The 18,254-nt window shown below is 57.4% G+C and carries 17 protein-coding genes and 1 tRNA gene; 6 read left to right on the forward strand and 12 right to left on the reverse strand.

Annotated elements, in window-relative coordinates:
- Positions 1 to 2 precede the first annotated feature (2 nt).
- The 4 genes from LA304_RS01820 to LA304_RS17925 all read left to right on the forward strand — a co-directional run bounded on the left by LA304_RS01820 (position 3) and on the right by LA304_RS17925 (position 1,702).
- Complete coding sequence (locus tag LA304_RS01820; RefSeq protein ID WP_224501418.1) at positions 3 to 491, forward strand: ureidoglycolate lyase; 489 nt, start codon at positions 3 to 5, stop codon at positions 489 to 491.
- Positions 492 to 691: 200 nt separating this feature from the next.
- A tRNA-Met gene (locus LA304_RS01825) sits at positions 692 to 768 on the forward strand.
- A gap of 167 nt (positions 769 to 935) precedes the next feature.
- Positions 936 to 1,172: a hypothetical protein gene (locus LA304_RS01830; protein ID WP_224501419.1), complete on the forward strand. Its 237-nt coding sequence runs from the start codon at positions 936 to 938 to the stop codon at positions 1,170 to 1,172.
- Positions 1,173 to 1,186: 14 nt separating this feature from the next.
- Positions 1,187 to 1,702, forward strand: coding sequence for a helix-turn-helix domain-containing protein (locus tag LA304_RS17925; RefSeq protein WP_396022169.1), 516 nt, complete (start codon positions 1,187 to 1,189; stop codon positions 1,700 to 1,702).
- A 1,190-nt stretch (positions 1,703 to 2,892) separates the two neighbouring features.
- Here the strand turns inward: LA304_RS17925 and LA304_RS01835 are convergent.
- Positions 2,893 to 4,329 (reverse strand): NAD-dependent succinate-semialdehyde dehydrogenase, encoded by a 1,437-nt coding sequence (locus tag LA304_RS01835; protein WP_318010673.1) that lies wholly within the window; start codon positions 4,327 to 4,329, stop codon positions 2,893 to 2,895.
- A complete protein-coding gene (locus LA304_RS01840) occupies positions 4,330 to 5,376 on the reverse strand; it encodes a tartrate dehydrogenase (protein ID WP_224501420.1) in 1,047 nt (348 codons plus the stop codon). It abuts the gene before it with no gap.
- Between the two features lie 267 nt (positions 5,377 to 5,643).
- Here LA304_RS01840 and LA304_RS01845 point away from each other — a divergent pair, with 267 nt between their 5' ends.
- Positions 5,644 to 6,138, forward strand: a complete 495-nt coding sequence (locus LA304_RS01845) for an Lrp/AsnC family transcriptional regulator (protein WP_224501421.1) — start codon at positions 5,644 to 5,646, stop codon at positions 6,136 to 6,138.
- Between the two features lie 39 nt (positions 6,139 to 6,177).
- Here the strand turns inward: LA304_RS01845 and LA304_RS01850 are convergent, their stop codons facing one another.
- The 8 genes from LA304_RS01850 to LA304_RS01885 form a co-directional block, all read right to left on the reverse strand.
- Entirely contained in the window at positions 6,178 to 7,842 is a 1,665-nt protein-coding gene (locus tag LA304_RS01850; RefSeq protein ID WP_224501422.1) for an ABC transporter ATP-binding protein, read from the reverse strand.
- Positions 7,842 to 8,702, reverse strand: coding sequence for an ABC transporter permease (locus LA304_RS01855; protein WP_224501423.1), 861 nt, complete (start codon positions 8,700 to 8,702; stop codon positions 7,842 to 7,844). The genes LA304_RS01850 and LA304_RS01855 overlap by 1 nt, the downstream gene beginning before the upstream one ends.
- Complete coding sequence (locus LA304_RS01860; RefSeq protein WP_224501424.1) at positions 8,702 to 9,658, reverse strand: ABC transporter permease; 957 nt, start codon at positions 9,656 to 9,658, stop codon at positions 8,702 to 8,704. Before LA304_RS01860 ends, LA304_RS01855 begins: the two co-directional genes overlap by 1 nt.
- A 107-nt stretch (positions 9,659 to 9,765) precedes the next feature.
- Positions 9,766 to 11,376, reverse strand: coding sequence for an ABC transporter substrate-binding protein (locus LA304_RS01865; RefSeq protein ID WP_224501425.1), 1,611 nt, complete (start codon positions 11,374 to 11,376; stop codon positions 9,766 to 9,768).
- 66 nt (positions 11,377 to 11,442) lie between these two features.
- Positions 11,443 to 12,174: an HAD-IA family hydrolase gene (locus tag LA304_RS01870; RefSeq protein ID WP_224501426.1), complete on the reverse strand. Its 732-nt coding sequence runs from the start codon at positions 12,172 to 12,174 to the stop codon at positions 11,443 to 11,445.
- 255 nt (positions 12,175 to 12,429) lie between these two features.
- A complete protein-coding gene (locus LA304_RS01875; RefSeq protein WP_224501427.1) occupies positions 12,430 to 13,341 on the reverse strand; it encodes a 2-hydroxyacid dehydrogenase in 912 nt (303 codons plus the stop codon).
- Positions 13,341 to 14,714: an aspartate aminotransferase family protein gene (locus tag LA304_RS01880; RefSeq protein WP_224501428.1), complete on the reverse strand. Its 1,374-nt coding sequence runs from the start codon at positions 14,712 to 14,714 to the stop codon at positions 13,341 to 13,343. The genes LA304_RS01875 and LA304_RS01880 overlap by 1 nt, the downstream gene beginning before the upstream one ends.
- A gap of 134 nt (positions 14,715 to 14,848) precedes the next feature.
- Positions 14,849 to 15,217, reverse strand: coding sequence for a cupin domain-containing protein (locus tag LA304_RS01885; RefSeq protein ID WP_224501429.1), 369 nt, complete (start codon positions 15,215 to 15,217; stop codon positions 14,849 to 14,851).
- A gap of 179 nt (positions 15,218 to 15,396) precedes the next feature.
- Between LA304_RS01885 and LA304_RS01890 the strand changes: the two genes are divergently transcribed.
- On the forward strand, positions 15,397 to 16,686 hold the full coding sequence (locus tag LA304_RS01890; protein WP_224501430.1) for an NAD(P)/FAD-dependent oxidoreductase: 1,290 nt from the start codon (positions 15,397 to 15,399) through the stop codon (positions 16,684 to 16,686).
- Between the two features lie 62 nt (positions 16,687 to 16,748).
- Here LA304_RS01890 and LA304_RS01895 read toward each other — a convergent pair whose 3' ends face one another.
- Both LA304_RS01895 and LA304_RS01900 read right to left on the reverse strand, forming a co-directional pair.
- A complete protein-coding gene (locus LA304_RS01895) occupies positions 16,749 to 17,534 on the reverse strand; it encodes a GNAT family N-acetyltransferase (RefSeq protein WP_224501431.1) in 786 nt (261 codons plus the stop codon).
- Between the two features lie 512 nt (positions 17,535 to 18,046).
- Positions 18,047 to 18,254: hypothetical protein (locus LA304_RS01900; protein WP_224501432.1), on the reverse strand; the 208-nt coding region annotated here is incomplete at its 5' end.

Genomic DNA, 18,254 nt, shown 5'->3' on the forward strand with positions numbered 1-18,254 from the left:
CCATGTCGTGCGAGATCAAAACCGAGCCGCTGACCGCAGAGGCCTTTGCCCCCTACGGCGACGTGCTCGACGCCTCTGGTGCACCGGACAAGATCATCAATCAGGGCAAATGCGGTCGCTACCACGACCGCGCCGCTGTTGATGTGACACCGGACACCGGCGGACGCGTCGGCATGTCGATCTTTCACGCCGAGTTGCGGGAATTTCCCTACACGCTCGACCTGATCGAACGGCATCCCGAAGGCTCACAGGCCTTTGTGCCCATGTCCGCCGATCCGTTCCTCGTGATCGTCTCCGACGGCCCCGACGCGACGCCCCGCGCCTTCGTCACCAACGGCGCGCAGGCGATCAACTTTCACCGTGGCACATGGCACGGCGTTCTGACGCCTCTGGCGGGGAACGGCTTGTTCGCTGTCATGGACCGGATCGGGGACACCCCGAACCTCGAAGAGCACTGGTTCGAGACGCCTTGGACCGTGATCAACGGTTAACGCAACGCGCGAGGGGTCCGACAAAAGTCCGACAGGGTGCCGACACTTTGCCGACCGCCGGATTCAACTGATTTCAGGCCGCACCAGACGCGTGCGGCCTGATGCTTTGATCCCCGCCATGCGGGAAAAAGATTTCCGCAAAAAACTGCACATTTCCCCCTTGACCCTGCCCCCTATGCCCTCTATCTACGCGGCACTTCGGCGGAGTAGCTCAGTTGGTTAGAGCAGCGGAATCATAATCCGCGTGTCGGGGGTTCAAGTCCCTCCTCCGCTACCATATCCCCTCAGCAAGACACTGAATTTATGGCGCTTTTCGAAGCGGTGTATTTTCTTGCCATCATTTTTCCCACACTTTGGGAGATGGTTTGTCGGCTGACCAATCTCCGATTTCTCGAAAGAATCCGCGCCCTCTCATGGCGCTCAAACCGAGAAATGGAGACCCGAATGCCCAACACCCGCCCGCAAGTGACCTCTGATCAGGATCTTTATCAACTGGCACTCCAATGCCGCGATCTTTCTGCATTGCTGGAAGACACGTTGATCGAACTCGACACCGAGACCTGCGAAAAGAAACTCGACGGGATTACAGCCCTCTCCAACATCCTGCAGGAGCGCATGGAAAAGCTGGCGCATACGTGTGATCCGGTCACGCTCCGCAACATATTGGCAGGCAGCCTGTAACGCGCGGCTTTATCATGACACTCTCAGAATGGCTTAGATCCGCGCAGGGACGCGGCTGGAGCGCTGGGCAAGTGACGCCGGAGGCAATCTCACTGCATTGCTCCTCACCGACATGCAGCACGCATATTTCGCGCTCCCTTCGCTCACTCGGCCGCCCTCCCAAACCGTGCCGCAAGAAACACCCTACAGTATTGGAAGACGGCCGCCATGATCCTTACGCCAAGCTCGTCGCCAAACTCCGGCGGCGCCGCGTCGAACTCGGGCTCGGACAAGAGGACGTAAACGCTGCTGTAGGATTTGCAGACGGATACATTAGCAAGCTTGAGGCGATGCACCGCTTTCCGCACGCAAGCACACTCGTTCTCTGGTGCCAAACCTTAGGCATAGAGCTGATAGAGGCTCCTGCCCCCCTCCCACAAGCAACGATTAGCGCAATAGAGGGGCGGCGCTCCCGCCCCTACGCGCGCCATCAGGCCCGTTTCAAAGCCAACTCTGAGTGCAAAGAGGACGGGGTAGAACGCCCTGCATGAGAGTGAATCGCCTCACCGCGCAACTGGACGTTTAGAGGCTCTTTCGTCAGAACATCCGCCAGAGAACTTGGAACTGCTTTTCGCTTTAAAAACAGCGCCCTGAACACATCAGCCCCACACCGTTCTCATTCACACAACAGCGAATACTCGGCCAACCGACCTCATCACTTCGCCCTCATATGAGGAATCGTTTGATAGGTGTAAGGTGGGACTTTGAGCGCGCGCGAGCTCCGAAAGGTTTGATGGCGCGCACCGGCGCAAAGGTATCGAATGAACCCAGCTCGCTGCCAAGCAGTGCGGTCCGCTCACGATTGCCCGATTAGTGGTCTGACGGTGCAAGCAACCAACCCACTCTCACAGCCCCTCAAAAACCAATGTTGGATCATACATCTCAATCCAGCCTGCACAACTGTAGCTGCATGCGGGATAGGCGCGACGGATAGAGAGCCGACACCCCCACCCCCTTTTCATATCGGCAAAGTGACCCCCGGCCCCAAAAATCGCCGCACGTGGGGGTCCATCCATGCCTCCCCTCTCGCGTCAGGCCATAAAGGGCCGCTCTAGATTTTTAGAATGAAGCAAGCAGGCGCTCGGCAGTCCCCAAGTGTAAGTCCAAAGCGAGAACAAGTATTTTCAGCTTTCGGCCCATGCCGGCCATTCGTACCCGGTGCAGCGGATGACCGATCACAACCCATTCAAGCCATTCGTGGCAAGCGCAGAGCGAGATGGGGTGTTAAACACGAAAAGCAGGAAGTAGACATTCTCTGCGGAAAAACGAATTCCTAAGTGGCCTGCACATTCCTGTCGATCCACGAAGAAACTCCCTGATCACGGATCGAGCCAACAGTGGGTCATGTTTGCCACAGCCTTACAGGTCTGTGAAGGCCACCGTGTATAGCATTTTTGCGGACAAAACTTGCTCGAAAAACAATGGCTGCTGCATTCTGGGCAGGTTCTTTGTGACCGTCACATCCAACCCGTAAGTCGTCTACGTTTACGCCGCCCTGTGATAGGTTTTTTGCTCAACCGTTGACACCTAAGTTGAATGGTCCGGTTTAAGTGTAGGGGCTTACGGTAAATAATTCACTGGCACCAAAGCCTATGAAACTTGGAAAGCTTTAAAAAATGATGAGGCTGGGAAAAGGCGCGTATCGGTTTCAAACGACCGATACGCGCTTCCGTCCTGCGGTTTACAACCCCCCGAAGTGGAAAGCCTTGGTTTCGAGATACTCCTCGATGCCCTCTTGTGCGCCTTCTCGGCCAAGTCCCGATGATTTGACGCCGCCGAAGGGAGCTTCGGCATGGGAAACGGCGCCGGTGTTGAGGCCGACGAGTCCGAATTCCAAGGCTTCGCCGAAGCGGAACGCACGTGCCATGTCTTTCGTGTAGAAATAGGCGGCCAAGCCGAACGGCGTGCCGTTCGCGATCTCCAGCGCTTCTTCCTCCGTCTCGAACTTGAACACTGGCGCGACGGGGCCAAAGGTTTCCTCAGACGCGAAACGCATGTCCGTGGTTGCTCCGGTCAGCACAACTGGATCGGCGAATTGTGCGGTTAGGTTGCGCGCGGTCGTGGCGCGTACGGCCCCTTTTGCGATGGCGTCATCGACATGGGCCGTGATCTTTTCAATGGCCGCGGCGTTGATCATCGGACCGATGTTTGTGCCGTCCTCCGTACCCGCGCCGACCTTCAGCGCGTTCACCTTCTCCGCCAGTTTCGCGACGAATGCGTCGTGAATGCCGGACTGCACCAGCATCCGGTTGGCACAGACACAGGTCTGGCCGCCGTTGCGGAACTTCGACACCATCGCGCCTTCGACGGCTGCATCCAGATCGGCATCATCAAAGACGATGAACGGTGCGTTGCCCCCGAGTTCGAGCGACATTTTCTTGAGCGTCGGCGCGCATTGTTCTGCAAGAAGCGCACCCACGCGGGTCGATCCGGTGAAGGAGAGCTTGCGGACAACAGGGCTTGCAGTCAGGGCGCCGCCGATCTCTTCGGGACGTCCCGTCAGGATGTTGAGCACGCCTTTCGGAATGCCTGCACGTTCGGCCAGAACGCCAAGCGCCAGCGCAGAATAGGGCGTGAAGTCGGACGGTTTGATCACCATGGTGCAACCTGCGGCCAGTCCCGGCGCGACCTTGCGGGTGATCATTGCATTGGGGAAGTTCCACGGTGTGATGATCGCGCAGACGCCGACGGGTTCTTTCAAGGCCATGATCTTTTTGCCCGGCAACGGCGAGGGAATGATATGGCCGTTGATGCGGCGGGCTTCTTCCGCGAACCAGCGCACAAAGGACGCCCCGTAGATGATCTCACCCTTGGCTTCCGCGAGGGGCTTGCCCTGTTCGGACGTCAAGATCATCGCGAGATCGTCTGCGTGCTCCAGCATCAGGTCGTACCAAGCCATCAACAGGTCGGCGCGTTCAAGATGGGTCTTTGCCTTCCACGATTTCATTGCTTCGGCGGCGGCAGCAATCGCGGCCTCTGTCTCCGCCGCAGTACAATCGGGCATGGTGCCCATGGCTGTACCGGTGGCGGGGTTGATGACATCCATATCGGCACGTGCAATCCATGCCCCGTCGATGAGAGCGGCCTGACGGAAGAGATCGGGGTCTTTGAGTTGCATTTACGCCTCCAATGCGGCCAGAACGGCCGAGGTGATGTCGTCTGTTGAATTCTGTCCCGGACGGGTTCCAATGCCTTTGGCTGTGGCGGCCTCAATCGCCGTCAAGATCGCGGTAGCGGCGTCTTTTTCGCCCAGATGATCGAGCATCATAGCCCCCGACCAGATGGCCGCAATCGGGTTCGCGATGTTTTGGCCTGCAATATCGGGAGCCGAGCCATGCACCGGTTCGAACATTGAGGGCACAGAAGGGTCGGGGCAGATGTTGGCAGAGGCGGCAAATCCGAGACCGCCCTGAATAGCCGCGCCTAGATCGGTCAGGATGTCGCCAAAGAGGTTCGAGGCGACGATCACGTCGAGTTGTTCGGGCGCCATCACCATCTTTGCGCACATGGCGTCGATATGCATGTGGCTAACGGAGACGTCGGGGTACTCTTTTGCCACCTCGCGGGTCACTTCGTCCCAGAACACCATGGAGTATTTCTGGGCGTTCGATTTGGTAACAGAGGTCAGATGTTTGCGCCGTGCGCGGGCCTGTTCAAAGCCGAACCGGATGATCCGTTCGACGCCCGCACGGGTGAAGATCGCGACCTCGGTTGCGACCTCATTGTCCTTGCCCTGATGCACTCGGCCACCGGCGCCAGAATATTCGCCCTCGGTGTTCTCGCGGATGCAGAGGATGTCGAACCCTTCCGCCTTGAGCGGGCCTTCGACGCCGCTCAACAGGCGGTGCGGACGAATGTTGGCGTATTGGGTGAAGGCCTTGCGGATTGGAAGCAAAAGCCCATGCAGGGAGACGCTGTCCGGTACAGTGTCCGGCCAGCCGACCGCGCCGAGATAAATCGCATCGAATTTCGAGAGTGTTTCGATCCCGTCCGCGGGCATCATCTCACCGTGTTCGAGGTAGTATTCGCAGGACCAGGGAAAGGTCTCAGAATGCAGGGAAAATCCAAATTCCCGGCCCGCAGCCGACAGCACCTCCATCGTAGCATCGGTCACATCGACACCGATGCCGTCGCCGGGGATGAGCGCGAGTTTGTAGGCGGTCATCTGATCTCTCCTTACAGCCTGTTTCTCTTTAAGGTATCGCTTGGAGACAGCGCAAAAAGCTGCTGAAAGCCAGAGCATCGCAGAAGATTCAGCTTTTACCCGACCTCTCCTACGCAGAAGATTTTGTGGCAATCGTAGAGAAAGTTTCCGGAACACGTCTGGGGCAGGCAAAATCTGGACAAAGCGTTAAGATTTGTGTCGAATGCTGTTGACGTTAAGGCGCTAACAGAAAAGATAAATGCCTGCAGAGTGGCTGAGGGACCCCGCATGAGCACCAGCTACAAACTAGATCGGATTGATCTAAAAATTCTGTCCGAATTGCAGCGCAATGGTCGGATAACGAATGTTGAGCTTGCGGAGCTTGTCGCGCTGTCGCCATCGCCCTGTCTGATGCGTGTCAAGAAACTTCAGAAAGCCGGGTATATCACGGGATATGCTGCGAAAATCGACGTTGCGAAGCTGGGTGAAACTCTCACGGTTTTTACGGAATTCACCCTTAAGAACCACCGCCAGATCGATTTTGCCAGATTTCAGGAAGCTTTGGAAAAAGTCGATAGCTGCGTCGAATGCCATTTGGTTTCAGGCGGCTATGACTATCTCGCGAAATTCGTGACCGGGTCTATTTCGGATTACCAGATGGTGATCGAGGACCTGATCGACCGAAATGTGGGGATCGACAAGTATTTCAGCTTTGTCGTGATGAAAACGCCGTTCATCAAGACGCAAATCCCGCTGACCCGTCTCTTCGCAGATAAACTCTAACGGGACGCACCGCACAGGACGGCGCGTCCGGTTTTAGGATCAACGAAGCGCGAACTCAGCGACCAGATCGGGGTCCTGTTCGAGGGAAGAAAGCCAGCCTGTGTCGAGTTGCGGGATCGAGGAGATCAGCAATTTCGAATAGGGATGTTCGGCCTTGCTCGACATGTCCCGGGCGGGAAGCGCCTCGACCACTTCGCCTTTGTACATGACCAGCACATCGTCACAGATCGCCTCCACGGTCGAGAGGTCGTGGCTGATGAACATGTAGCTCAGGTCCAACTCGCGCTGAAGTTCCTTGAGCAGATCAATGATCGCGGCGGCCACCACTGTGTCGAGAGCCGAGGTGATTTCGTCGCAGAGGATCAGATCGGGGTCGGCCGCCAGAGCGCGGGCAAGGTTAATCCGTTGTTTCTGTCCACCCGAAAGCTCGCCCGGCAGGCGATGGCGCAGATTTGCGGGCAGACGAACCATATCGAGCAGTTCAACCACACGTGCGTCACGTTCAGCGCCCTTCATCCCGTGATAGAAAGTCAGCGGACGCCCGAGGATCGCGCCAATCGAGTGCGCCGGGTTGAGCGCGGTATCGGCCAGCTGGAAAACAATCTGGCTCCGGCGCAGTTCTTCTTTCGACCGTGACTTAAGCGCGTGGGGCATTTCATAACCATCAATGAGCACCTCGCCTCTGTAGGGAGGAAGAATGCCGGAAATTGCACGCGCCAGCGTGGATTTGCCCGAGCCGCTCTCCCCAATGACACCGAGGTTGCGCCCACGCGGGAGCACCAGATTGACGTCCTTGAGGATTTTGGCGGAAGGCTCCCCATTGTGGACCGGCCCATATCCGGCAAAGAGATTGCGGACTTCGAGAATAGGGGCGGTGTGCTTGGCGGCTGTCGGACTGACTATCGCCTCATGCAAAACGGGTTCGAACGCCGAGAGCAATTCTTTGGTGTAAGAATGCGTCGGATTATGGAGGATTTGCTCGGCCGTTCCCTCTTCTTGAATAACGCCGCCTTTGAGAACGATAATCCGGTCCGCAACCTGTGCCACGACTGCGAGGTCGTGGCTCACGTAAACGCCTGAGATGCCGCCGTTCGCCATGACGGATTTGAACGCGCGCAGCACTTCGATCTGCGTGGTCACGTCGAGCGCAGTTGTCGGTTCGTCAAAAATTACGAGATCCGGATCTCCGATGAGTGCCATCGCGGCGGAAAGCCGCTGCAACTGGCCGCCGGACACTTGGTGTGGGTAACGTGACCCGATGGTGTCGTAATGCGGAAGCGCGAGGGCCTTGAACAATTCGACCGCTTTTTCTTCGGCCTTGTCGCGTGGCATCAGCTTGTGGATTTTGGTGATCTCGATCACCTGATCCATGATGCGTTTGGACGGGTTGAAGGCCGCAGCCGCAGACTGCGGCACGTAAGAAACCTTGGTGCCGCGCAGGCTCGCCCGAGCGCGCTCGCTCATGGACGTGATTTCAGCGTCACCGAGGTGGATGTTTCCCTCTTCAATGAAACAGCCGCTGCGCGTGTGGCCCATAAGAGAAAGCGCGATGGTGGTCTTGCCGGAGCCACTTTCGCCGATGAGGGCAACGATTTCACCCGGGGCGATGTCGAACGAGACGCCTTTGATAATCTCCACTCTACGACCGGAGTCCGTGGTTGCGCCGATTTTGAGGTTGCGGACGGTGATACGGGAATGGCTCATCATTCGCTCCTGTCGCGGATTTTCGTGGGCAGGTTGTCGATGAACAGGTTCACCGAGATGGTCAGAGTAGCAATCGCGATCGAGGGGAAAACGACGGCCGGGGCCCCAAAGCTAAGGCCTTCGATATTTTCACGCACCAACGCGCCCCAATCCGCATTTGGCGGTTGCACGCCGAGGCCAAGGAAGGAGAGGCCGGACAGCACGAGGACGATGAATACAAAGCGCACGCCGAGATCGGCCAGCACAGGGCCAAGAATGTTCGGGAAAATCTCGCGCACGATCAGGTAGACGGTGGTCTCTCCGCGGGCACGGGCGACTGTGATGAAATCCATCGTGTTCACGTTCACGGAGAGCGCCCTCGCAAAGCGGTAGGCCCCGGGCAGGTAGATCGCGGCGAGCGTCAGGACGAGCACAGGGATCGACGATCCGACGGCGGCCACAGTCACAAGTCCAAACAACAGGGAAGGGATTCCGTTAAAGGCGTCCAGAAGGCGCGAGAGCACCATATCGAACCATCCGCCTGTGACGGCCGCGATCATGCCGAGGATCACACCGCCCGCGACAGAGATAAACACGGCAGCAAGGGAAATGCCGACGGTGTAGCGGGTTCCCATCAGAATGCGGGACAGGATGTCACGTCCCAGATAGTCGGTCCCGAGCCAGAACTTGTCACTCATCGGACCGAAATAGTCCCAGTCCACGATTTCACCTGCAGGATATGGGGCGAGTAAGGGACCGAAGATCGCGATGAACGCCCAGAACAGGATCACGGCAAGACCGATCCGTCCCGTCAGGTTGAAGGAGTAGCCGAGGCGCTTGGGGGTCGGCAGCGCAGAAAGAAAAGTGGTGCGTGTCGTCATCAGCGGAGCCTCGGGTTGGAGAGAATGGCGATCATATCCGCAAGCGTGATCAGCGAGAGGTAGCTCACGCAGAAGATCATCGCACAGGACTGGATCAGCGGCAGGTCGCGGGTGGCGACGGCATCGACCATGAGTTTGGCCACGCCGGGGTAGTTGAAGATCGTTTCGACGATGATCACTCCGCCAACAAGGTAGGACAGCGACAGGGCAACAGCATTGGCAATCGGCCCGAGCGCATTTGGCAGAGCGTGAGAAATCACCATGCGGGAACGCAACGCACCTTTTAGGAGCGCCATTTCCACATAGGGGGTGTTGATCGTTTCGATCACCGCGGCGCGGGTCATGCGGATCATCTGTGCGGAGACGACAAAGGACAAGGTGATCACCGGCATCGCATAGGCGCGCAACATCTCCAGAAATGAGGAGGTATCCGCCCCAAAACTGAGGGCAGGGAGCCAGCCGAGCCAGACGGCGAAGATCAGAACCGAAAGTGTTGCCACCATGAACTCGGGGACCGAAATGACGGAAATCGTCAAAATGGAGATCCCGCGGTCAAATAGAGAACCTTGCCACATCGCGGCGCCGATCCCGAGTGTCAGGGCGATAGGGACAGAGACGAGTGTGACGATGCCAGCAAGTTTGAGCGAGTTGGACAAACGCCCGGAAATCAATTCGGCCACGGTCATGTTGTTCACATAGGAAGTGCCAAGATCGCCCTGCGCAAGGCCGAGCAACCACCCGATGAAGCGCCCAAGGGCCGGGGTGTCGAGCCCCATAGATTCTCGAAGTGCAGCGACGGCTTCAGGTGTTGCCGCCTGACCGAGGAGAACTTCGGCGACATCGCCGGGGAGCAATTCGGTGGCAAAGAACACGGCAAATGACACGATGATGAGCGTCAGGAAGGCAATGCCGAGCCTTTGGGAAACCAGGAACCAGGGCTTGTGCTTATGTCGCAAAGGTGCTCCTCCAGAGAGAATTGTGGCGGGGGTGGTTCCGCCATAAGCAGAGGTTGGCCCGCACGTCTAAGACACGCGCGGGCCATCGTCAAAGGTAGGGTCGACGATTAACTGTCGAGCCAGACATGCTCGGCGAAGTTGAAGCCCATCAAACCACCCAGCGGGTTCGATTTGATGCCTTGAACGTTGGATGCCAGACCGTCGATGTTCGAGAAGTAGGCCGGGATGATCGTACCAGCTTCGTTGGAGATCATCTCCTGCATGGTCCAATACATCTCTTTGCGCTTGGCTTCATCCAGCTCGCCGCGTGCTTCGATCATCATGCTGTCGAATTTGTCGGAGGCGTAGTGGCTTTCGTTCCACTTGGCGTCAGACCCGTAGAGCAGCGAGAAGAGGATGTCCGGCGTCGGGCGCGGGTTGATGTGACCGAAATGGATCGGCGCTTTGAGCCAGTAGTTCGACCAGTAGCCGTCGGCAGGCACGCGGTCGACTTTGAGGTTCATGCCGATTTCGGAGCCGGACTGCTGCATCACGGTCGCGATGTCGACCGAAGACGCGGCGGCGTCGGAGCACACCATCGGAATTTCAGCGCCCAAGACGCCGGCTTTCTCGAAGTGGTGCTTGGCCTTTTCCGGATCGAATGCACGGGCTTTCAACTCGGTGTTGTAGTAGCGGTTCGCCGGAGACACCGGTTGGTCGTTGCCGATCTCGGCCATGCCGCGGAGCACGGATTTCTGGATCAGCTCGCGGTTGACGAGCGATTTCATGCCCTCGATGAACTCGGCTTTGGAGCCCGGCTCCATGTCGAGGCGAATATTGAGGTCGGTGTAGTTACCAGCGGTTGTAACCGAGGTCTTGATGGCAGACTGACCTTCCAGCATCCGCATGGAGCGCGGGTTCACGTTCGCAGCGATCTGGATGTCGCCGGACAAGAGCGCGTTCACACGGGCGGAGTTATCGGAGATTGCAAAGAACTCGACGCTATCGAGATAGGGACCTTCGGCCTTGAAGTAGTTCGGGTTTTTCGTGGCGATGGAGCGCACGCCCGGTTCGAAAACTTCGCAGATGAAGGGGCCGGTGCCGTTGGCGGTGGAGAAATCCGTGGTGCCCGCCGCAATGATCATGAAGTGATGCAGCGCAAGGATCGTCGGCAAATCGGCGTTCGGTGCCGAAAGCACGATCTTGACCGTCAGATCGTCCACTTTCGAGATTTCGGACATTTGCTGGGCGATGGCGTTGACCTTGGAGCCGGTCGCCTCGTCAAGGTGACGCGACAGGGAGAACACAACGTCTTCGGCAGACAGGGTCTTGCCATCGTGGAAGGTTACGCCAGACTTGAGTTTGATTTCCCAAGTTTGGGCGTCGTCGGTGGACACGCTCTCAGCCAGTTCCATCTGGATGCCGCCGGTTTCGTCGAGGACGGTCAGGCGGTTGTAGAAGGAACAGATACGCACATAGTCGGTGGAAAGCGACGCCTTGGCAGGGTCAAGCGTATCAGCGGTCGAGGACGACCAGCCTGCAGCTTTGATGGAGCCGCCGGAAACCGGAGTGGCGGCAACAGCTGCGCCAGCCTTGAGCAAAAGCGAGCCGCCTGCTGCAGCACCGATACCGGACGCCATCAGCATTTTGAGAAGATCACGGCGCGACGCCCCGCGACGGATCATGTGTTCGACCTTCGCGTCATCGCGGCCGGTCCAGTTTGTCGGTGTTTTGGTCATATCAGTGGTCCCTGTTGATGGTGAAAGAGGGCCATGCGGTCTTTATGCCGTTTTGGCCCTCAAAAATCACGCCTTGAATGCGTCGTCAGCGGCGTTGGCCAACTCGATCAGTGCGTGGAAGTGGTAGTCGGGTTCAGTAAATTCTTTCGGCTCGATGGTGCCGCCGTAGCCTTTTTGCGCATGGCGGCGCTGGATCCAGGCGTTGGTCATACCCAATTCGCGGGAGATGCCGATGTCGTGGTATTGGCTCTGAGCGGTGTGCAGGATGTCTGCCTTGCTGCCACCGTCTTTTTCGACGTGAGCGAAGACTTGGTGGAAATACTCCGGGTTAGGTTTTTCACATCCGGTGTCATCGGTGGTGAAGCCCGCCCAGAAGGGCTCGCCCAGTTTGGCGGCGTATTTCTCGAAGGCCCAGCGACGGGCGTTGGTCATCGCGATCAGTTTATAATGGGTTTTGAGCTTGGCCATCGCTTCGACGCTGTCGGCAAACGGCTCGGCCTCGCCAACGGTGTCGATCATGTGCTGGCGGTATTCTTCGGTGTCCGGAAGGCCAAACGCCTCTGCGATGCGGCTGTAGCAGCGTCCCAAGTCGTCGGGGAAAAGGCCTGCGCCCGGCTCATAGCGCGCATCGCGGTAGACGGACAGAGCGGCCTCTCCGTCGAGATCGACGCCTTCTTTTTCTGCGATTTCGGCCAGACCCTTTTTAATGGCGCCTTCGAAATCAATCAGTGTGCCGACCACATCGAAGGTGACATAGCTAAAGGCGGTCAGGGGTTTCACATCAGTTTCGGTCGCCATCTGGCGCAATCCTTTCTTTTATGTGCGCATGTGGCACAGGGCGTGTCGCTCCGCTGGTCCTGCGCGACGGCATTTTCTGCCGTCTACTCGTTCGCCCCTTGTTTCAAAGGGTTTCTCGAGGCGCAGCCTATGTGGCGTAGGTTTAGAGTGACCTCTTTTGATGGGGGTCAAACGCCAAATGCATGGGCTGATGCGGCAGAATATTCCGAAATGAACCGTCACGCGGCATTTCTCGCCATCGGGGCGTTTTCGTCCTTAATAGCCTCTCTCGGGATGCACCAAGCCGGGAATCGGTTTCCCGTCTGCACGCGCGCGCATGACGGAGAGTGCATGTTCCGCCCCTTCTCGATCATCTGTGACAGAGCCGATATGAGGTGTCAGGATCACACGCGGATCGCCCCATACCCAGTGGTCGGACGGGAGCGGTTCAGGATCGGTGACATCCAGCATCGCGCTGTCGATATGCCCGTGATCAAGTGCAGAACGAAGCGCCTCAAGGTCGAGCTGTGGACCACGCCCAGCCTGAACAATTCGGGCGCCTTTCGGAAGCTGCGACAGGTATGCCGCATTAAGTTTTCCATGCGTCTCCGGCGTGAGCGGCAAAAGGCAGATCAGAATATCCGTCCGGCTGAGAAAGGCCGCCTCATCCTGAGGTGTGTAGAGCGCAATGTTCGGATAATCACTGACAGACCGGCTTGCCGCGGCAACGTCGAACCCAAGCGCAGATAGTTGGTCAGAGACGGCCTGACCGATGCGACCAAAGCCCAGAATACCAACGCGTCGAGTATATGCTGGGCGGCTGATATGTGCAGACCAATCCCGATGCGTTGCCTGTTCGAGGTAGAGCGGCATATCGCGGTGCAGCATCAGCGTGGCCATGACAACCCAATCCCGCACCATGTTGGTGATGCTCTGTGCGGTGGTTCTAACCAGCGCAACGCCATCTGGCAACGGCGGCATTTGGTCCGTGCCCGCACCGAGACTCAGGACGACCTGAAGATTGGGATAACGTGAGAGATCGTCTGGCGGAATCCAGCAAGCCAAATGTGTGACGGCGGCCGGATCCCCGACCGCCGCCTCACCAATCACAAGCTCTTCTTCTGCATCTACGAACACCTCCGCCCAGACTTGGGCCCGCCGGCCTTCGGCAAGAAGAAGCAGGCTCATCAGCCCATCACCGCACGCACTTCAGAATCTTCAAGCGTCAGATCAAGCACGGCTTTCGTGCGCTCGATAATTCCGTCGATATCTTCGTCCGTACAACACAGGGGCGGTGCATAGCCAAAAACACCTTGGGCGAAGGAGCGGATCACCAGCCCTTGTTCCCATGCTCGATCAAACAGACGCGTGGCGGGCTGGACTTCTGCAGGCAAGGGGGTCTTTTTCTCTTTGTCGGTGACAAGCTCGATGGCGGCAAGCATGCCGCGACCACGGACATCCCCGACCAGCGGGTGATCTTTCAGGCCCTCAAGACCGGCCATCAGACGTGCGCCTGCTTTGACGCCGTTTTCGAGCAAACCGCCTTCGTAGAGTTTGAGCACTTCGAGTGCGACTGCTGCCGAAACCGGATGAGCGGAATACGTGAAGCCATGGCCCACTGCCTTGGCGCCAGCGCCCTCTGCGATCGTCTCATAGACATGGTCGCGCATGAACACGGCGCCCATCGGGACATATCCGGATGTCAGGCCCTTCGCGGTGGTCATGAGATCTGGAACAATGTCCTCCTCGGAACAGGCGAACAACGGACCGGTGCGGCCGAAGCCGGTGATAACTTCGTCGGCGACGAATAGGACATCGTATTCGGCGCAAAGATCGCGCATCGCTTTGATCCAACCTTTGGGCGGGACCAGAACGCCGCCGGAGCCTTGGATCGGTTCGGCATAGAATGCGCCGACGCGATCCGGTCCGATTTCCTCGATCTTGGCGCGCAGTTCCGCGACGGAGGCTTCAATGACAGCGGCATGGTCGTGGCCAAGCGGGTTGCGATACAGGTCATGGGACGAAATCTTATGCTGCCATTCGAGGGGCAATCCGAAACCTTCATGGAAGGCAGGAAGCGCAGTCAGGCCTGCGCCCATCGTGGTGGAGCCGTGGTAACCGTTTGCGATTGAGATGAACTGGTCGCGTTGTGGCTGGCCTTTGGAGTGCCAGTAGTAGCGGATGAAACGGATCGTACTGTCGACGGCATCGGAACCGCCAAGAGAGAAATAGATATGGTTGAGATCGCCGGGGGCGCGATCCGCGAGCTCTGCAGCGAGGCGGATCGGGGCCTCTGCACCGAGATCAAAATAGCCGGTCGCATACGGCAGCTCACGCATTTGCTGTGCTGCAGCCTCGACAACGCTTTCATGACCGTAGCCCGCGTTGACACACCAAAGTCCGGCAAACCCGTCGATCAATTCGCGGCCTTCTGCATCAATGACACGGGCACCTGAGGCGGATTTCAAAACCCGAACGCCGCGGGCTTCATGGCCTTGGAAAGAGGATACGGGATGGACGAGGTGGCGGCGGTCAAGCTCGATGAGGGAATTGGTTCGCATGGGGATCTCCGAAGAAAAGCGCAGGAACAGCGCAGTCTGTTCAGGACGAGGATATTAAATTTATGAAGGGAGGGACGCTCTCTTTGCACCAAGCTGCAGCAGGAATGACCGTCTGCAGCGTGATACGAAGAGAATTATGCCGCGATGACGAAAATTTTGCGTACGGTTTCAAGTGTCGTCCAGGTGCCGATGAAACCCGGCTTCATCACGAAACTATCCCCGGCAGAGAATTCATGGGCCTCGCCGCCATCCTCCGAGATGATCACGCGCCCGGACAGAATATGGCAAAATTCAAAAGTCTCACCTTTCTTGGACACGGTTTTTCCCGGGGTGGCTTCCCAGATACCAGTCCGAATCTTGCCCCAGTTCTGCGCTTCTGAGATCGCGGCATCGAGATCCCAGGTTTTATACTGCGGTTTGCCTTCGATGAGATTTTCAGCCGCGGCCTCTCCCTCGCGAGGATCAAACATCGGAGCGGTGTTGACGGGAATGAGTTTTGCCATGATCGAGGTCCTTTTGAATGAGGTTGCTTGATTGTTGCGAAGTTTGCTCCGAATGCCGTGCCGCATCGGGCCGCCGTCTCGGCATTTCCTGCTTTAAGTTTTGCAACTGCGGCAGGCTCTGTTGTGCGGTCTGGTTCAAACTCGCACTCAAAAGACCCGTCGCCCAAAGGATTGAGGACATGAAATATCTTTCGTACTGGCATGATACCGCACCGCGCTTTGAGTCCGGTGAAACTGGCCCTGTCGAGGGAGACTTTGATGTCGTTGTGATTGGCGGCGGATTTACGGGGCTCAATGCTGCCCGCAAGCTGGCGCGAGAGGGTGTATCTGTTGCGCTTCTGGAGGCCAGCCATGTCGGGGCCGGTGGGTCGGGACGCAATGGTGGACATCTCAACAACGGGATCGCGCATGGCTATGCCAGTGCGAAAGACCATCTCGGTGCGGAACGAGCACATACTCTTTACAAAGCATATGACCGTTCGATCGAGATGATTGAAGACGTGATTGCTGAGGAAGGGATTGACTGCAATTTCCGACGTTGCGGTAAGCTTAAGCTCGCCTCGAAGCCCTCACATGTCGCTGGGTTGAAAGCGAATTTCGAGCTGATTCACAAAGAAGTAGATTCAGAGACGCGTTGGCTCGACAAGAGCGACCTGGATGGAGAAATCGGCTCCGAGGCGTTCCACGGTGGAATGCTCTATGAAAAAACCGCCATGATGCATATGGGGAAATATGTAACGGGCCTAGCAGAGGCGGCCGTCCATCACGGTGCGAAAATATGGGAACAAGCGCCGATGACCGGGCGCGAGCGTGTGGGGACAGGGTGGCGCATTTCCACGCCGAAAGGGGATCTAAAAGCCGATCGTGTCGTTCTGGCGACGGGGGCCTATAGCGGGTTCGAGAAACGGGCCAAGCTCAGATACTTCCGCCGTCGTATCATCTCGGTAGGCTCGTTCATCATTGCGACACGTCCTCTCACGGATGCGGAAATGGCGCGGGCCCTGCCGGGGAACCGGACCTATGTCACATCGCTCAATATCGGCAATTACATCCGCCGCTCTCCGGATAACCGGATCATCTTCGGCGGTCGGGCCCGTTTTTCTTCTGTGTCCAACCAAAGCTCGGATGCGAAATCCGGCGCCATTCTCAAGCGCAGCTTTGCGACGATTTTCCCCCAGTTTGCCGATATCGAGATCGATTATTGCTGGGGTGGGCTCGTGGGCATGACACAGGATCGTTATCCCCGAGCTGGCGAAGTCGACGGGATGATCTACGGCATGGGATATTCTGGACATGGTGCGCAAATGTCGACCCTCATCGGGCAGTCCCTCGCAGACATGGCGATGGGACGCATGGATACGAACCCTCTTGCGGGGCTCGACTGGCCGCCGATCCCGATGCATGTCGGTGAACCGTGGTTCCTCCCATTGGTCGGGATGTATTTCGGCCTGAAGGATAGGTTGTCCTGAGACAGGCAGTGGTGCCGCACTGACAAGTCGGGGGCGGCACTGCGATTTTGATGGTTCAGGGCTTAACCGAGCGAGTGTGACGCCATACCGAAAAGTCGTGCGCCGGATGTGCTCCGGCGGGACGGGCCGATGCACATTTCGGTCACCGTGTCGAACACGCCCAAGCCCGCGGCTGACAAAAAGGAACGGAATTCTTCGTTCTGTACCCATGTGTCACAGCGCAGGAATTTCCCCTCATGCGGCTGGATGAGCATAGCGGTAAGCTGCATGGCCATCAGATCGTCTTCGGCAACCACCGGACCGATGACGACGCCTTTGCCGAAGTTCCGAGACAAGGCGAAGCCTTTGATTTCGCCATTCTCTTCCAGAACGACCCCTTTTGACTTCTCAAGCAGAGCTGAATAAACCGCGTTGCGATCAGCGCCGTAGGCATGGGCGTCCAATGCGAGAATGGCTTTTGTGTCGGATGGTGCCAACTTGCGGAGCGCTCCGCGGGAGGGGAGTTCAGGCAAAGTGATGTGGCGCGCGATCCCCTGATGCTGCGAAATTTCCGCAACAGGAGTGAAACCGGCGCTATCATACAGGCGAAATCCGGAACGAGTTGCAGTGAGCCTGAGATCGCGCCCTTCGCAATCGCGCATGATCCGCCGCAACAAACGACCTCCTACGCCTTGAGCCTGAAGGCGAGGCGTAACGACCATCATCCCGAACATGGCAAAGTCTCCTCCCATCGGGAAATACATCGCGGAGCCAAGTGGGCGCCCGATTTCATCACATGCGATATACCCATGACCTAGCGACAGAAAAAGTTCGATGTCGCGGGCGCGATGAGGCCAAAATACACTCACCGCCAATTCATGCAAAAGCGGTAGACTGCTTTCATCTATAGGTGAGATTGAGGCCGTATAACTTTCAAGGCGAAGCTGGTCTTCGTCACTCACGCTCTGCGTGGCTATGAAAGATTTGTATCGCTCGTCGCTCCGCATTTTCTGGGTCCATCGTGTTGTTTGACCAAACAGCATCTTCTACAAATGCATCGCATCGCTTATCGCCCGAAAACAATAGTCGATTCCACCGAATCTCCACAATGAGAAGAACTTTATGCCTGTGGCGCGGCATATGCGCGGATAAGTTCCACTCAAACCGCCTCACTTTGGAGTTGGGAACTTTCAACGTCGAAAATTTCCAGCACTTATTCTCTTCGGGCCGCTGTAAGCGTAACTCGTTCGAGCCGCTCGAGGGAGTAGTCAATTCGGAGTGTGCGTCCACGTAAATTGGCTTTTCCCCACGGTTTGTCCAGTATCTCAGATAATCCAAAAGGCGACGTTTCAGTCAGGAGCTAATGGCCCTGTCGACCTCCCTACCCGAACATACGCATGCCCCCACCCTTCAGCGTTCCTGATGTATGATATTCTGGGGCTTCATCTCTGGTGTCGCAACGCCCAACATCTGAGAGTTCCGGTGACTGCGCATTGCTGCCGTTAGTGTTTGGCGCAGAAATCGGCGTTCCAAACTCGGCCCAATCGCCTTTCCTATCAGGCTTTTTGCGGCCGCTGCGGTGCAGGAAA

The organism is Celeribacter litoreus (assembly GCF_020165855.1).
Lineage (GTDB): Bacteria > Pseudomonadota > Alphaproteobacteria > Rhodobacterales > Rhodobacteraceae > Celeribacter > Celeribacter litoreus.

Coding starts and splice junctions, on each gene's coding strand:
- LA304_RS01820 (WP_224501418.1), top strand. CDS start 3: ATGTCGTGCGAGATCAAAACCGAGCCGCTGACCGCAGAGGCCTTTGCC.
- LA304_RS01830 (WP_224501419.1), top strand. CDS start 936: ATGCCCAACACCCGCCCGCAAGTGACCTCTGATCAGGATCTTTATCAA.
- LA304_RS01890 (WP_224501430.1), top strand. CDS start 15,397: ATGAAATATCTTTCGTACTGGCATGATACCGCACCGCGCTTTGAGTCC.
- LA304_RS01875 (WP_224501427.1), bottom strand. CDS start 13,341: ATGAGCCTGCTTCTTCTTGCCGAAGGCCGGCGGGCCCAAGTCTGGGCG.
- LA304_RS01880 (WP_224501428.1), bottom strand. CDS start 14,714: ATGCGAACCAATTCCCTCATCGAGCTTGACCGCCGCCACCTCGTCCAT.
- LA304_RS17925 (WP_396022169.1), top strand. CDS start 1,187: ATGACACTCTCAGAATGGCTTAGATCCGCGCAGGGACGCGGCTGGAGC.
- LA304_RS01850 (WP_224501422.1), bottom strand. CDS start 7,842: ATGAGCCATTCCCGTATCACCGTCCGCAACCTCAAAATCGGCGCAACC.
- LA304_RS01840 (WP_224501420.1), bottom strand. CDS start 5,376: ATGACCGCCTACAAACTCGCGCTCATCCCCGGCGACGGCATCGGTGTC.
- LA304_RS01835 (WP_318010673.1), bottom strand. CDS start 4,329: ATGCAACTCAAAGACCCCGATCTCTTCCGTCAGGCCGCTCTCATCGAC.
- LA304_RS01845 (WP_224501421.1), top strand. CDS start 5,644: ATGAGCACCAGCTACAAACTAGATCGGATTGATCTAAAAATTCTGTCC.
- LA304_RS01885 (WP_224501429.1), bottom strand. CDS start 15,217: ATGGCAAAACTCATTCCCGTCAACACCGCTCCGATGTTTGATCCTCGC.
- LA304_RS01865 (WP_224501425.1), bottom strand. CDS start 11,376: ATGACCAAAACACCGACAAACTGGACCGGCCGCGATGACGCGAAGGTC.
- LA304_RS01870 (WP_224501426.1), bottom strand. CDS start 12,174: ATGGCGACCGAAACTGATGTGAAACCCCTGACCGCCTTTAGCTATGTC.
- LA304_RS01855 (WP_224501423.1), bottom strand. CDS start 8,702: ATGACGACACGCACCACTTTTCTTTCTGCGCTGCCGACCCCCAAGCGC.